Source organism: Pseudomonas sp. Larv2_ips, from assembly GCF_963879675.1.
In the GTDB taxonomy this organism is placed as follows: Bacteria; Pseudomonadota; Gammaproteobacteria; order Pseudomonadales; family Pseudomonadaceae; genus Aquipseudomonas.
The window spans coordinates 1-287 of sequence record NZ_CAWOAW010000040.1 but is presented as its reverse complement, the minus strand read 5'-3'; the positions used below and the strand labels follow the sequence as shown (position 1 = coordinate 287).

Here is a 287-nt window from a genome sequence, read left to right as displayed (position 1 = left end):
CCGTCACCACCAGCACGCCATCGGTGAACTGAATGTCCACGTCGGCCCGCGAGTCCACCTGGTTGACTGTGTAGCCCCAGCCGTCGTCTACCGGTGGAAACGGCACCATGCCCAGGCATCCGGTGATGTGATAAACGCCAACCGATTCGCGCGAGGACTCAATGAGCCCTGAGCCATTGGTTACGAAGTCGTAGGTCGCGCCGGTGGCGCCGAGTACGTTGATTGCTGCTCTTGCCATGATTAGATCGCCTTCAAGGTGCCATCAGCGGCACGAGTGGTGTTGCCTT

At 59.9% G+C, this 287-nt stretch carries 1 pseudogene; it reads right to left on the bottom strand.

The features are described from left to right. Positions 1-238, bottom strand: a pseudogene (locus AACV02_RS30075) (phage tail protein); the annotation flags it as partial. Positions 239-287 lie beyond the last annotated feature (49 nt).